Below are 12,877 nucleotides of genomic sequence, written 5' to 3' on the forward strand. Positions count from 1 at the left end.
CCGCCAGCGGCGCGATTGGTCACCCGTGCGGCGGGGGCTTACAATCGGCGGCCCTACTGGCTGCAGCTGCCCCGGAGTTTCGAATGTTCTCGCGCGACGTCCGACTGGAAACCTACGACCCCGAACTGGCCAAGGCCATTGCCGCTGAAGTCGGCCGCCAGGAGGATCACGTCGAACTGATCGCCAGCGAGAACTACTGCAGCGCGCTGGTGATGGAAGCCCAGGGCAGTCAGCTGACCAACAAGTACGCAGAAGGCTATCCGGGCAAGCGCTACTACGGCGGCTGCGAGTTCGTCGACATTGCCGAGCAACTGGCGATCGACCGCATCAAGCAGGTGTTTGGCGCGGGCTCCACGGAAGATATGTACGCGAACGTGCAGCCGCACAGCGGTTCGCAGGCCAATCAGGCGGTGTATCTGGCGCTGCTGCAGCCTGGCGACACCATCCTGGGCATGAGCCTGGCCCACGGCGGTCACCTGACCCACGGTGCCAAGGTCAACGTCTCCGGCAAGCTGTTCAACGCGGTGCAGTACGGCGTCAACGAGCAGGGCCTGATCGATTACGACGAGGTCCAGCGCCTGGCGACCGAGCACAAGCCGAAGATGGTGGTGGCCGGGTTCTCGGCCTATTCGCAGAAGATCGACTGGGCGCGTTTCCGCGCCATCGCCGACAGCGTCGGTGCGTATCTGTTCGTGGACATGGCGCATGTGGCCGGCCTGGTCGCCGCCGGTGTGTACCCCAGCCCGCTGGAGCATGCGCACGTGGTCACCTCGACCACCCACAAGACCCTGCGCGGCCCGCGCGGCGGCATCATCGTGGCCAAGGGCGCCAGCGAAGAACTGCAGAAGAAGCTGCAGTCGATCGTGTTCCCCGGTATCCAGGGCGGCCCGCTGATGCACGTGATCGCGGCCAAGGCGGTGGCGTTCAAGGAAGCGCTGGAGCCGGAGTTCAAGACCTACCAGCAGCAGGTGGTCAAGAACGCCCAGGCGATGGCCAACACGCTGATCGCGCGCGGCTACAAGATCGTGTCCGGCGGCACCGAAAATCACCTGATGCTGGTGGACATGATTGGCCGCGATGTTTCCGGCAAGGATGCAGAAGCCGCGCTCGGCAAGGCCCACATCACCGTCAACAAGAATTCGGTGCCCAACGACCCGCGCTCGCCGTTCGTCACCTCCGGCCTGCGCCTGGGCACCCCGGCGATCACCACGCGCGGTTACCTGGAGCAGGACAGCATCGACCTGGCCAACTGGATCGCCGACGTGCTCGACGCCCCCAGCGACGAAGCCGTGCTGGCCAAGGTGCGTGACGCAGTGACCGCGCAGTGCAAGAAGTATCCGGTGTATGGCTGAGACGGGAATGGGGAATAGGGAGACGAGAATGGTAAAAGCAACGCTGCGATAGCTCTGCTGTTCCGATTCCCTATTCCCCTCTCCCTATTCCCGGACTTCCGATGCACTGCCCCTTCTGCCAGCACAACGACACCCGCGTGATCGATTCGCGGGTGTCCGAAGACGGCACGACGATTCGTCGGCGCCGGGAATGCGAGGCGTGCGGCGAGCGTTTCAGTACGCTGGAAACCATCGAGCTCAAGCTGCCCACCGTGGTCAAGAGCGACGGCGGGCGCGAGGCATTCGATGCGCGCAAGCTGCGCACCAGTTTCGACCGCGCGCTGCAGAAACGCCCGGTGTCCGAAGAACAGATCGAAGCGGCGGTCCGCGCGGTGGTGCATCAGCTGCGCATGTCCGGCGAGCGCGAGGTCGGCTCGCTGCGGGTGGGCGAATACGTCATGGTGGAGCTGCGCAAACTCGACCATGTGGGCTATGTGCGGTTCGCCTCGGTGTATCGCAGCTTCCAGGACGTGGCCGACTTCCGCGAAGAAATCGAAAAGCTCGAGCGCGAGCTTCCGGTAGGCAGCGAGCAACTGCCGCTGCTGGAAGCGGCGCTGGAACGCGCCGGCAAACCCGGCAAGCGCTGAGCGCATGCGCATCGCCTGCGTGGCGGACACGCCAGAGCATCTGCCCGCCATCGCACAGGCGCATCTGCAGGCCTTCGGCAGCCTGTTGCCGGACTGGACGATCGATGAAGCGTTGAGCGAACTGCGCAGGCATACGCGCGATGGCGTGATTCCCACCACCTGGGTCGCGCTCGATCCGTTGCACTGGCTCGGTTCGGTCAGCCTGCTGGAGAACGACGACGACCGCATCCGTCAATGGTCGCCCTGGCTGGCATCGCTGTACGTGCAGCCGCAGGCGCGCGGGCGGGGCATCGGCCAAGCACTGGTGGCGCACTGCGTGCGCGCCGCCGCGCAATTGCGTGTGCCGCTGCTGTATCTGTATTGCCAGCCGGCGCTGGTGCCGTTTTATCGGCGACTGGGCTGGCACGCGCATGCCGAGCTGTTGCTTGGCCCGATGCAGATCGTGGTGATGGCCATCGCGCCCGAAGGAGCAAGGCAATGAAGGTGACGGCCGACGACCACCGCTGGATGGCGCAGGCGCTGCGCCTGGCAGAACGTGGTGCATACACCACGCGGCCCAATCCGATGGTGGGCTGCGTGATCGTGCGCGATGGCGTGTGCGTGGGCGAAGGCTTCCATCAGCGGGCCGGTGGCCCGCATGCGGAAGTGTTCGCGCTGCGCGTCGCCGGCGAGCAGGCACGTGGGGCGATTGCATACGTGACATTGGAGCCGTGCGCGCATTACGGGCGCACGCCGCCGTGCGCCCTGGCCTTGATCAAGGCAGGCGTGGCGCGCGTGGTTGCGGCGATGGCCGACCCGTTTCCGCAGGTCAACGGCGGTGGCTTTGCACTGCTGCGCGAGGCCGGGATCGAAGTGGTCGCAGGTGTGCTGCAGGCGCAGGCGCGCGAACTCAATCGTGGGTTCCTCTCGCGGGTAGAGCGTGGGCGCCCGTGGCTGCGGGTCAAGCTGGGTGCCAGCCTGGATGGGCGCACTGCGCTGGCCAACGGGCACTCCAAGTGGATTACCGGTGCGCACGCACGTGCCGATGTGCAACGCTGGCGCGCGCGTGCCGGCGCCATCCTGACCGGTGCCGGCACGGTACTGGCGGACGATCCGGCGATGACGGTGCGCTTGGGCGATAACACGCCCTTCGTGCCGCCGTTGCGGGTCGTGCTGGACGCGCGCTTGCGCACCCTGGAGTGCGGGAACATCCGCCAGGGCGATGCGCCGACGCTCTATCTGCATGGCCATGCGCTGCAAGCGCCGTCGCTGCAGAATGCCGAATTTGTCGGGATGTCACTGCAGGAAGGGCGTTTGGATCCGGGAGCGGTGCTGGCGCTGCTGGCCGAGCGCGGGATCAACGAGGTACATGCAGAGGCCGGCGCAACGCTGAGCGGCGCGCTGCTGCAAGCCGGCCTGGTCGACGAACTGCTGGTCTACATGGCACCGGTGCTGCTGGGCGATACCGCCAGACCGCTGCTGGCCGGGCTTGGCATCGATACCATGGCGCAACGTCGCGCTCTGCATCTGGCCGATGTGCGCCAGCTTGGCCAGGATCTGCGGCTGCGCTACCTGCCTGGTGTCGTCGAATGAATGCTGGCTCTGGCGCAAGGGAACGTTACGGGATGCTGTTCCCGTAGTGCACGTGTTCTGCCAGCGCTGAAGCCCGAGGGGGCGTTACCCAATGCCTGGCCTGCCCGGGCAGCGCAGGTGCGAAGGAGGGCAGCGATGCAGGCGACGGTTGAACACACTGCCGACCAATATGTGCTCTCAGGCCTCTACGGACGAAACCCACCTTCTTCACGTATCGGATCTCGTTATGACCATGGTCGCTGCACATGCCCGGAAGTTTGCGGAAGGACAAGTCTGGGAGTACCGCAACCGGGCCGAGGAGCCGGGTTCGACGCTGCTGATCAACAGGATCGAGGTCGAACCGAACATTGGCGAGGTGTTCCATATCAGCGTCCGCGACGTGCGGGTCAGGAACGTGCGTGCTCCCGATGCCGTTTCGACGGAGTTGCCGCATTTTCCGGTGTCCAGAACGACACTCGAAAGCTCCGTGACCACGCTGGTGGGGCATGTCCCGGCAAATCCGGAGTATCTGGAGGGCTACACGACATGGCGTGCGGCCTTTGACGATGGCGACGCCGGCGTCTTCACACTCCCCGTGAGTGAGATCGTCGATGTCATCGAAACCACCATCAATCAGTAGCAGGATGCGAGGCGATGTGAGGGGCGAATGCGTGGTCCGGTTTATGGGCATTTCCTGCTGCAAACGACAGCAAGCGGGCGTGCGATGTTGCACGCTCTAGAAACGCGGCTTCCACCGCCCATTCTGATGGTGGTGCTTGCAGCAGTGGTGTGGCGATTGCCGGGGGCTGTCTCCTCGGGGGTATGCATTTCCATTGGCGTGCCGTGCCTTGTGCTTGGCCTTTCGATCAATGCGTGGTCGAAAGTCATGTTTCGGTCTGCGCGTACCACGGTCAATCCACTGCACCCGGAGCGATCTTCTGCCTTGGTGACATCCGGGCTGTATCGGTATTCGCGTCACCCGATGTACCTGGGCTATGCCCTGGCATTGCTGGGCTGGGTCATCTGCCACGGGCAGCTGCTTGGCTTGCTCGCAGTGGCGCTGTTTATCGGCTATGTCACGGTTTTTCAGATACTGCCCGAGGAACGCTGCCTGTCGGCACGCTTCCAGGCCGACTATGCGGTGTACCGCGCAGCGGTGCGTCGCTGGCTCTGAACCCGCGTCACGCACGTCGATCAATGGTGCGTTTGACCTGGCGCCCTGCGATTCGCCCTGTGTTCCTGTCGACATTGGACATTGGACATGGGCGGGTGCCGCCGCCGCTGGAGTGTCGTCGGGCGCTTCAAACTGATGTGCGGCGTTTCGCAGGGGCGCACGTTCCAGCTGCGAATGGTGTGCGAGCAGCGTTTCGATCGGACGGTAGAGCATCGGTACCCGGTTGCTTGTTGAAGCGTTTTTCCGTCAGGTCGGGCCGATCGTGCCAGGAAGGGCCGGACATAAAAAAGGCTCCGCAAGCGGAGCCTTTCTTGTAGCTGCAGCGCGTCGATCAGAAGCTTGCGCGCACGCCGACCTTGTATTGGTTGGCGTCGTCGATGAATTCGACCTCGCCGACCAAGCCCCAGGTGGGAGTGAAGTTGACCTGACCACCCAAGGTGCCGGCAAATTCGCCCTGGTCGAGATCATTGCCATCGATGTAGCCAGCCTTGATCCATGCCTCCGTGCGCGGCGAAGGCTTGCCGCGGAGGCCGAGACTCACCATGCCGAAGTTCCTGTTGGCTGATGAGGCCGAGAAGATGCGGCTGCCTGCTTGCTTTGCTTCAGCTTCGATCTTCGTGCGCAGCACGCTGGCGTCTGCAATGAAATCGACGCGCTCGGTCATTTCCTGACGGTAAGCGATACCCAGATTGGCTTGTTGCAGCGTCGCTTCCAGAGTGATGTTGTTTGCGAGGCCGTAGTCGTTCGACGCACGCTGGTAGCCCGCGAACAGGTAGACCGGCTCGGCAATCTGCCACGAGCCGCGGATGTAGCCGCCATCGATGTCGTCCGAATCGCCGTTCACGGTGATTTCGGTGCGGTTCCAGCCGCCTTCGACATAGCTGTAGCTCAGACCTTCAGCAGTGGCGGCAAACGGGGCGGCGGCCAGCAGGGCAGCCAGAATCAAGGTGGTGCGCATGAGTGTTCTCTCTGAATTGATGTCCGTTTCTTCCGCCGACAGGCTGGAAAAGAGCGCGACGTCTCCCGCCGCGGCGCGCAATTTAACAGACTCTTCACAAAACTTGCTATGGGGAAATTCCTGACACGACACAGCGTCCCGCCGGCCTTAGCCGGTGGTCAGCAATGACGCCGGTGCACGCTGTTAAACTGCGCCGGCCGGTTCGCCGGTACTCACGAACGTCTTCAGGGCGGGGCGCGATTCCCCACCGGCGGTAGGCACGTGCAAACGTGCGAGCCCGCGAGCGCTTCGCGGCGGCGCCCGGCAGTTCATTGCGGGGGTGGTGCGAAGGTCAGCAGATCCGGTCCGATGCCGGAGCCGACGGTATAGTCCGGATGAAAGAAGACGGCCAACGCGCAGCCTTGCGGCTGCGCGCGCGCCTGTTTGCTTTGCCTTGCGGCGTTTTTCGCTCAACTTCTGCGAGAAACGACTATGTCTTTGCATCACCTGTCGCGTTGCATCGCGACCCTCCACTGCGCCAAGCCACCACGATCGTTGCTGCAAACGGGGGTGCGCTGATGTTCACCGGAATCATTGAAGGCGTGGGCCGTCTGGCGGCGCGCCAGCCGCAGGGCGGCGATGTGCGGTTTAGCTTCGCTGTCGGCAACTTGCCGTTCGAGGCGGTGCAGCTCGGCGAAAGCATCGCCGTCAACGGCGTCTGCCTGACCGTGATCGCGTTCGACGCAGCCAGTTTTCAAGCCGATGCGTCCACCGAAACCCTGTCGCTGACCACCTTGGGTACGTTGCCGGAAGGCGCGGTGATCAACCTTGAGCGTGCGATGCGCCCGACCGATCGCCTGGGCGGGCATCTTGTCAGTGGCCACGTCGATGGACTGGGTCAGGTGCAATCGGTGCACGGCGATGCGCGTGCGCAGCGCTGGCGGTTTGCCGCTGCGCCTGCCGTATTGCGCTATGTCGCCAAGAAGGGCTCGATCTGCGTGGACGGCGTCAGCCTCACCGTCAACGACGTGGACGAGGCCGGCTTTGAAGTGGCGTTGATTCCGCACACGGTCGCCAATACCGCGTTTGCGGCCACTGCCGTGGGCGCTGCGGTGAATCTGGAAATCGATCTGGTGGCGCGCTATGTCGAGCGCCTGCTCGGCACGCGGGGTGCAGCATGAATTTCGCGCCGGTTCCCGAGCTGATCGAAGAGTTGCGCGCCGGGCGCATGGTGGTGATCGTCGACGACGAAGACCGCGAAAACGAAGGTGATCTGATCATGGCCGCCGAGCTGGTCAAGCCGTCGGACATCAATTTCATGGTGACCCACGCGCGTGGACTGGTGTGCCTGTCGCTGACCCGCGAGCGCTGCGCCCAGCTTGGTCTTGCGCCGATGGTGCGCAATAACACCGCGCAGTTCCAGACCAACTTCACCGTCAGCATCGAGGCGGCCGAAGGCGTTACCACCGGTATCTCGGCCTACGACCGTGCGCATACGGTGCGGACCGCGGTACGTCCGGATGCCAAACCGCAGGATCTGAGCCAGCCAGGGCATATTTTCCCGCTGATTTCGCAGCCCGGTGGCGTACTGACCCGCGCCGGCCATACCGAAGCCGCCAGCGATCTGCCGATGCTGGCCGGGCTGGAACCGGCCGGCGTGCTGGTGGAAGTGCTCAACCCGGATGGCAGCATGGCGCGCCGCCCGCAGCTGGAAGTGTTCGCACGCGAGCACGGGCTGAAGATGGGCTCGATCGCCGATCTGATCGCCTACCGGCTGGCCAACGAGCACACCGTCGAACGGGTGGACGAGCGCGACATCACCACCGAGTTCGGCCCGTTCAAACTGGTGACCTACCGCGACCGCATCGCGCACGACCTGCACTTTGCCCTGGTGCGCGGCGTGGCCGAGCCGAATACGCCCACGCTGGTGCGCGTGCAGGTGGAAAACCCGTTGGCCGATCTGCTGCATTGGCAGCGCGATGATTTTGGCGTGGCCGCCACCGATGCCTTGCGTGCGATCTCCGCCGAAGGACAGGGCGTGATGGTGGTGCTGTCGGCCCCGCGCGACAGCGAATCGCTGTTGGCGCGGTTGCGCCAGCAGCCCGAAGCTGCCGCCAATGCCAAGGACGTCAGCCAGTGGCGGCGCAATGGAGCCGGCGCGCAGATCCTTGCCGAGCTCGGTCTGGGCAAGCTGCGCGTGCTGGGGACCCCGCGCCGCCAGATCGGCCTGGCCGGTTTCGGGCTGGAGGTGGTGGAGTATCTGGAATGCCACCCGGGCGAAGCGCTGCGTTCGGTGCCGCCGACAGCGGTGCCGTAAGCGCAATCCAGTGCCGGCAGCGCATGGTTGCCAGCAGGTGCGGGTGTCGAAGATGCGGGCGGTGACGTCGCCCGTGGCCCATCGCCAACCGCCTGCCGCTGGCAACCATGCGCTGCAGGTGATGCGCCCTGGCGTCCCGGACGCCCCGGCAGTGCCTGCTTCGGCGGGCCGCTGCCGTGCATGTCGGCCGGGCCCGGGCCCGGCAGCTGTTAAACTTCCCGCCCCCTCGAGTTGCCGACCCGCATGACCCACTACGAAGGCGATCTTCGCCCCACCACCGCGCGCTTTGCGATCATCGCCAGCCGCTGGAATGCCCGTATCACCGACGTGCTGGTTGCCGGCGCGCGCCAGAGCCTGGCCGGCAACGGCATCGGCGAGGACGCCATCGACGTGATCCGCGTGCCCGGCGCCTGGGAAATTCCGATCGCCGCCAACCGGGTGGCGCAGTCTGGCCAGCACGGCGCGATCATTGCGCTGGGCTGCGTGATCCGCGGCGATACCCGTCACTACGAACACGTGGCCGACCTGTGCGCCGAGGGCCTGATGAGCGTGCAGCTGCAGACCGGCGTGCCGGTGCTCAACGGTGTGCTGGCGGTCGAGCGGGTGGAAGATGCCGAGGCACGCGCCGGCGGCAGCCATGGCAACAAGGGCGAGGAATGCGCGCTTGCCGCGCTGGAACTGGTGAATTTGATGGAGTTGTTGCCATGAGCAAGTCCGGTGGACATGCCCGCCACGGCCGTCGCGACGGCATCGACCCGGTGCTGCGCTCGCGTGCACGCCGCCGTGCGCTGCAGGCGGTGTATGCCTGGCAGATCTCCGGCGGCTTTGCCAAGCAGGTGATCGGCCAGTTTGCGCATGAGCAGGCGCACGAAGTGGCCGACCTGGCGTACTTCGAAAGCCTGGTGGAAGGCGTGCTCACCCATCGCGCCGAACTGGATACCGCGTTGACGCCGTACCTGGATCGTGGCGTGGAAGAGGTCGACGCGATCGAACGCGCGGTGCTGCGCCTGGCTGCCTACGAGCTGCTGTATCGCCAGGACGTGCCCTACCGCGTGGTGATCAACGAAGCGATCGAAACCGCCAAGCGCTTCGGCTCCGAACACGGTCACACCTACGTCAACGGCGTGCTGGATCGCGCTGCCGTGGAGTGGCGCAAGGTCGAGTCCGGCGCGAGCGGCGCCTGAGGCGCCGCGGGAATGGGGATTCGGGAATGGGGAATCGCGAGAGCACCGTTTACGATATCTCCTGAAGCGCTTTTGCGATTCCCGATTCCCTTTTCCCGATTCCCGTTGCCATGCCCGAATTCGATCTGATTGCTCGTCTGCGCGCGCGCATCGCTGCGCGTGCCGATGTGCCGTTGGGCATCGGCGACGACGCAGCACTGCTGCAGCCGCCGGCCGGCGAGCAGTTGGCCATCACCGCCGACACGCTCAATGCCGGGGTGCATTTTCCGCACGAAACGCTGCCCGACGATCTGGGCTGGAAGACGCTGGCGGTGAATCTGTCCGACCTTGCGGCGATGGGCGCGCAACCGCGCTGGTGCACCTTGTCGCTGTCCCTGCCGCACGACGATCTGGCGTGGGTGGACGCATTTGCCGATGGGTTCTTCGCGCTCGCCGATGCACACGGCATTGCGCTGGTCGGCGGCGATACCACGCGCGGTCCGTTGTCGTGCGCGGTCACCGCGATCGGTAGCGTGCCGCCGGGGGCTGCGCTGCGTCGCGATGGCGCGCGCGTGGGCGATGATGTGTGGGTGACCGGCCAGCTTGGCGAAGCGGCGGCGGCCTTGTCGCTCTGGCAGGCCGGTACGTTGGATGTCACGCATGTGGCGGCTGACCGGCTGCATGAAGCATGGCGCCTCCGCTTGCTGCGTCCGCAGCCGCGCGTGCAGGCGGGTTTGCGTCTGCGTGGGCTTGCGCATGCCTGTGTTGACGTCTCCGACGGCCTGCTGGCCGATCTGGGCCATCTGTGCGAACGCAGTGGCGTGGGCGCGCGGCTGGCGTTGACCGACTTACCGCAGATGCCGCGCAGCGATGCAATCAGCGCCGTGCAGTGCATTGGCTGGCAATTGGGCGGCGGCGACGACTACGAGCTGTGTTTCACCGCCGCGCCGCAGCACCGCGATGCCGTGCTGCAGGCGATGGCGTTTGCCGGCGTGGCTGCCACGCGCATCGGCCAGATCGTTGCCGCACCGGGCGTGGTGGTGCACGACGCCGACGGCCATCCCTGGCAACCGCCCCAACGTGGCTATCAGCACTTCGTGGGTTGAGGATTGGCGGCTGGTGCCGCGGCGCTGGCGGGTCGTGACGACCGCTGCCTAGGCGCTGCGTGCGTTGTTGCAGGGCCAGCCGCGCCAGGCGCATCGATCGACGTGGATTGCGTGTCTGTGCACTGCATCTTGTGGTGAGCGCTGTGCTGCGAGGCGCCTGCTTGGCTTTGGCGGTCTGATGGTGTCCTGAAGGGATAGACGGCCAAGCGGTATTGCCGTGTCTGCAGCACGGCGGTCCCCTCGAAACGTGGGTCCCGGGGATGCCGGCAGGACATGTGTCCGGCTGCAGCTCAGCCCGCATCTCCACTGATGGCGTCCAATTGCCGCTCGCCGCTCGCCGCTCGCCGCTCGCCGCCGACTCCCGACTCCCGACTCCCGAATCCCGACTCCCGAATCCCGAATCCCGAATCCCGAATCCCGAATCCCGAATCCCGAATCCCGAATCCCGAATCCCGAATCCCGAATCCCGAATCCCCGCCCTTGAGCCATACCGTACCGTCTGGTACGTTCGCCAGGTTCTCCCCCGAACCACGGATGCATGGCAGTTGCCGCTGGGCTATCCCGGCCCGGCTCCGCGTGGGAGAGAGCAGCATGAACAAGGCTTGGATCCGTGGCATCGCCGCGGTTGCGTTGCTGGTGTCGTCGGCGTCGGCCGTGGCGGGCGCCTTCAGCAAGACTTACGAGCGCATCCCCGGCTGGGACGGCGCGCCGATGGGGGCGCTGGTGCTCGTGCCGCAAGGGCAGGGAAGCGGGCCGTTTCCGCTGATCGTGATGCCGGCCAGCTGGTCGTTGCCCAATCTGGAATATCTGGGCCGCGCCACCCAGCTGGCCAGCGATGGCTATGTTGTCGTCAGCTACACCTCGCGCGGGTTCTGGGATTCGGCCGGGCAGATCGACATCGCCGGTCCGGACACCGTGGAAGACGTCAGTGCGGTCATCGATTGGGCGCTGGCGCACACGCCGGCCAATCCGAATGCGATCGGCGCGTCCGGCATCTCCTACGGCGCGGGTATCAGCTTGCTGGCCGCCGAGCGCGACCCGCGTATCAAGGCGGTGGCCGCGCTCAGTGGCTGGGCCGATCTTGAGGCTTCGCTGTATTCCAATCTTACCGTCAGCCAGCAAGGCGTCGGGTTGCTGGTCGGCGCAGGCGCGTTGACCGGACGCGCTGGCCCGGATCTGGCGCAGATCGGTACGAAAGTGGCGCAGGGCGATTTCGACGGTGCGGTACAGGGATTTCTGCCCAAGGCCGCTTCGCGCAGCCCGCTCACCGACGTGGCTGCACTCAACGTGCGCGGTACCGCAGTGCTGTTGGGAAATGCCTTCAACGACGGCTTGTTCCCGCCGAATCAGACCATCGCCTTCTTCAATCAGCTGCGCGGGCCCAAGCAATTGCTGCTGAGCCAGGGCGATCACGCCACCACCGAACTACCCGGTGCCTTGGGCCTGCCCAACGAGGTCTACACCGCCGCCACGCGTTGGTTCGATCGCCATCTCAAGCAAGTACGCAATGGCGTGGATACCGAAGCGCCGGTGCGACTGTCGCCGCGCGCCGGGCAATGGCTGGCGTATCCGGATTGGACATCGGTGCAGCAGGGCAGCACGCGCCTGGGTCTGTCTGCACCATCCGGGTTGCTCAGCCCTACCGGTGGGTTGATTGCCGGCACCGCCAGCGGATGGCAGTCGCGCATTGCCACCGATGTGCCGACACTGGCCGACTCCGGCGTGGTGCTGGTCAGCGGTCTGTTGCAAGGCATCGGTGTGCCGGTTACCACGTCCATTCCGTTGGTCAATCGCATCGGCGCCGCGGTGTGGATGGGTACGCCGTCAAGCAGCACGCAACGGCTGGCGGGCAGCCCATCGTTGCGCGTGACCGTGGTGCCCAGTCAATCGAACGTGAGCCTGTTCGCCTATCTCTATCGCATGGATGCATTGGGCGTGGCGCAGTTGATCACGCATGCGCCGTACTCGCTTCGCGGAGCCACGCCGGGCCGCGCAGTGACGCTGGATTGGCCGCTGCAGGCGGCCGCTGCGGAGATTCCGGCCGGGCAGCGTCTGGTGCTGGTGATCGACACGCACGACGTGCGCTATACCGATGCCAGTGACGGCGGCGGCACGGTGACGTTTACATCGCCGCTGGCAACGCCATCAGTATTGAACGTGCCGCTGCGATGACGTTGTGCTGAGCTGACGACGCGGTGAGTTGCAGGTCGCGTGCATCCGAGCGGGTGCACGCGGCAATCATCGCCTGTCCATTAGTGCGCAACTGCATGTGCATCCAGACACAGCCGACAGGCTAGGCAGGATGTCATTCCCGTTTCCGGGAGATTTTTAGGGCGGTAGTCCTGCAGCCTGGCTCAGGGCCTTTGCTCGTCTCCCATTGCGGGACACGCTGCCAGGACGTCCGTGCAGCTCTTACGCAGCATGCAAGCCGCATAGGTCCCGCGACTGTGGGCGGGCAAGGACCTGTCGAGAAGGTCGGTGTGCATGGTTTTCAACAAAGCAGCCAGGAAGCTGTCTGGTGCGGTGAGGGCACTGCGCCCTAGACGCTGTGAGTTTGCTGCAGGGCCCTTGCCCGCCCACCATCGCGGGACACGCCGTGAATCCGTCCATGGAGGCTCTTACGCGGCATCCATGCCGCGTAAGGTCCCGCG

13 protein-coding genes and 1 riboswitch are annotated in these 12,877 nt (G+C 65.3%); of the genes, 12 read left to right on the top strand and 1 reads right to left on the bottom strand.

The annotated features are described in order from the left end of the window. Positions 1-83: 83 nt before the first annotated feature. The 6 genes from glyA (at position 84) to FHY19_RS18635 (ending at position 4,703) form a co-directional block, all read left to right on the top strand. Positions 84-1,352: a serine hydroxymethyltransferase gene (glyA, locus tag FHY19_RS18610; RefSeq protein ID WP_259167694.1), complete on the top strand. Its 1,269-nt coding sequence runs from the start codon at positions 84-86 to the stop codon at positions 1,350-1,352. A gap of 101 nt (positions 1,353-1,453) precedes the next feature. Further along, positions 1,454-1,978 (top strand): transcriptional regulator NrdR, encoded by a 525-nt coding sequence (gene nrdR / locus FHY19_RS18615; RefSeq protein ID WP_005997276.1) that lies wholly within the window; start codon positions 1,454-1,456, stop codon positions 1,976-1,978. A 4-nt stretch (positions 1,979-1,982) separates the two neighbouring features. Further along, complete coding sequence (locus FHY19_RS18620) at positions 1,983-2,459, top strand: GNAT family N-acetyltransferase (RefSeq protein ID WP_259167695.1); 477 nt, start codon at positions 1,983-1,985, stop codon at positions 2,457-2,459. After that, positions 2,456-3,550, top strand: coding sequence for a bifunctional diaminohydroxyphosphoribosylaminopyrimidine deaminase/5-amino-6-(5-phosphoribosylamino)uracil reductase RibD (gene ribD, locus FHY19_RS18625; RefSeq protein ID WP_259167696.1), 1,095 nt, complete (start codon positions 2,456-2,458; stop codon positions 3,548-3,550). The genes FHY19_RS18620 and ribD overlap by 4 nt, the downstream gene beginning before the upstream one ends. 226 nt (positions 3,551-3,776) lie before the next feature. Next, positions 3,777-4,169: a hypothetical protein gene (locus FHY19_RS18630; RefSeq protein ID WP_259167697.1), complete on the top strand. Its 393-nt coding sequence runs from the start codon at positions 3,777-3,779 to the stop codon at positions 4,167-4,169. 126 nt (positions 4,170-4,295) lie between these two features. Then, positions 4,296-4,703 (top strand): isoprenylcysteine carboxylmethyltransferase family protein, encoded by a 408-nt coding sequence (locus FHY19_RS18635; RefSeq protein ID WP_326521154.1) that lies wholly within the window; start codon positions 4,296-4,298, stop codon positions 4,701-4,703. Positions 4,704-5,034: 331 nt separating this feature from the next. Here FHY19_RS18635 and FHY19_RS18640 read toward each other — a convergent pair whose 3' ends face one another. Continuing rightward, positions 5,035-5,661, bottom strand: coding sequence for a hypothetical protein (locus tag FHY19_RS18640; protein WP_259167735.1), 627 nt, complete (start codon positions 5,659-5,661; stop codon positions 5,035-5,037). 216 nt (positions 5,662-5,877) lie between these two features. Beyond that, positions 5,878-6,051: riboswitch (FMN riboswitch) on the top strand. Positions 6,052-6,218: 167 nt separating this feature from the next. Here FHY19_RS18640 and FHY19_RS18645 point away from each other — a divergent pair. The 6 genes from FHY19_RS18645 to FHY19_RS18670 all read left to right on the top strand — a co-directional run bounded on the left by FHY19_RS18645 (position 6,219) and on the right by FHY19_RS18670 (position 12,398). Continuing rightward, a complete protein-coding gene (locus FHY19_RS18645; RefSeq protein WP_259167698.1) occupies positions 6,219-6,821 on the top strand; it encodes a riboflavin synthase in 603 nt (200 codons plus the stop codon). After that, positions 6,818-7,957: a 3,4-dihydroxy-2-butanone-4-phosphate synthase gene (ribB, locus tag FHY19_RS18650; protein ID WP_259154871.1), complete on the top strand. Its 1,140-nt coding sequence runs from the start codon at positions 6,818-6,820 to the stop codon at positions 7,955-7,957. The genes FHY19_RS18645 and ribB overlap by 4 nt, the downstream gene beginning before the upstream one ends. A gap of 243 nt (positions 7,958-8,200) precedes the next feature. Continuing rightward, on the top strand, positions 8,201-8,665 hold the full coding sequence (gene ribH / locus FHY19_RS18655; protein WP_003490334.1) for a 6,7-dimethyl-8-ribityllumazine synthase: 465 nt from the start codon (positions 8,201-8,203) through the stop codon (positions 8,663-8,665). Continuing rightward, entirely contained in the window at positions 8,662-9,141 is a 480-nt protein-coding gene (nusB, locus tag FHY19_RS18660; protein ID WP_228862505.1) for a transcription antitermination factor NusB, read from the top strand. Before ribH ends, nusB begins: the two co-directional genes overlap by 4 nt. 110 nt (positions 9,142-9,251) lie before the next feature. After that, positions 9,252-10,226 carry a thiamine-phosphate kinase gene (thiL, locus tag FHY19_RS18665; RefSeq protein WP_259167700.1) on the top strand — a complete coding sequence of 325 codons (975 nt, stop codon included), beginning with the start codon at positions 9,252-9,254 and terminating at the stop codon, positions 10,224-10,226. A 591-nt stretch (positions 10,227-10,817) separates the two neighbouring features. Continuing rightward, positions 10,818-12,398 (top strand): CocE/NonD family hydrolase, encoded by a 1,581-nt coding sequence (locus FHY19_RS18670; protein WP_259167701.1) that lies wholly within the window; start codon positions 10,818-10,820, stop codon positions 12,396-12,398. The last annotated feature ends 479 nt before the right edge of the window (positions 12,399-12,877 follow it).

The sequence above is a fragment of the Xanthomonas sp. 4461 genome, from assembly GCF_024806475.1.
GTDB lineage: Bacteria > Pseudomonadota > Gammaproteobacteria > Xanthomonadales > Xanthomonadaceae > Xanthomonas > Xanthomonas arboricola_F.

Coding starts and splice junctions, on each gene's coding strand:
- glyA (WP_259167694.1), top strand. CDS start 84: ATGTTCTCGCGCGACGTCCGACTGGAAACCTACGACCCCGAACTGGCC.
- nrdR (WP_005997276.1), top strand. CDS start 1,454: ATGCACTGCCCCTTCTGCCAGCACAACGACACCCGCGTGATCGATTCG.
- FHY19_RS18620 (WP_259167695.1), top strand. CDS start 1,983: ATGCGCATCGCCTGCGTGGCGGACACGCCAGAGCATCTGCCCGCCATC.
- ribD (WP_259167696.1), top strand. CDS start 2,456: ATGAAGGTGACGGCCGACGACCACCGCTGGATGGCGCAGGCGCTGCGC.
- FHY19_RS18630 (WP_259167697.1), top strand. CDS start 3,777: ATGACCATGGTCGCTGCACATGCCCGGAAGTTTGCGGAAGGACAAGTC.
- FHY19_RS18635 (WP_326521154.1), top strand. CDS start 4,296: ATGGTGGTGCTTGCAGCAGTGGTGTGGCGATTGCCGGGGGCTGTCTCC.
- FHY19_RS18640 (WP_259167735.1), bottom strand. CDS start 5,661: ATGCGCACCACCTTGATTCTGGCTGCCCTGCTGGCCGCCGCCCCGTTT.
- FHY19_RS18645 (WP_259167698.1), top strand. CDS start 6,219: ATGTTCACCGGAATCATTGAAGGCGTGGGCCGTCTGGCGGCGCGCCAG.
- ribB (WP_259154871.1), top strand. CDS start 6,818: ATGAATTTCGCGCCGGTTCCCGAGCTGATCGAAGAGTTGCGCGCCGGG.
- ribH (WP_003490334.1), top strand. CDS start 8,201: ATGACCCACTACGAAGGCGATCTTCGCCCCACCACCGCGCGCTTTGCG.
- nusB (WP_228862505.1), top strand. CDS start 8,662: ATGAGCAAGTCCGGTGGACATGCCCGCCACGGCCGTCGCGACGGCATC.
- thiL (WP_259167700.1), top strand. CDS start 9,252: ATGCCCGAATTCGATCTGATTGCTCGTCTGCGCGCGCGCATCGCTGCG.
- FHY19_RS18670 (WP_259167701.1), top strand. CDS start 10,818: ATGAACAAGGCTTGGATCCGTGGCATCGCCGCGGTTGCGTTGCTGGTG.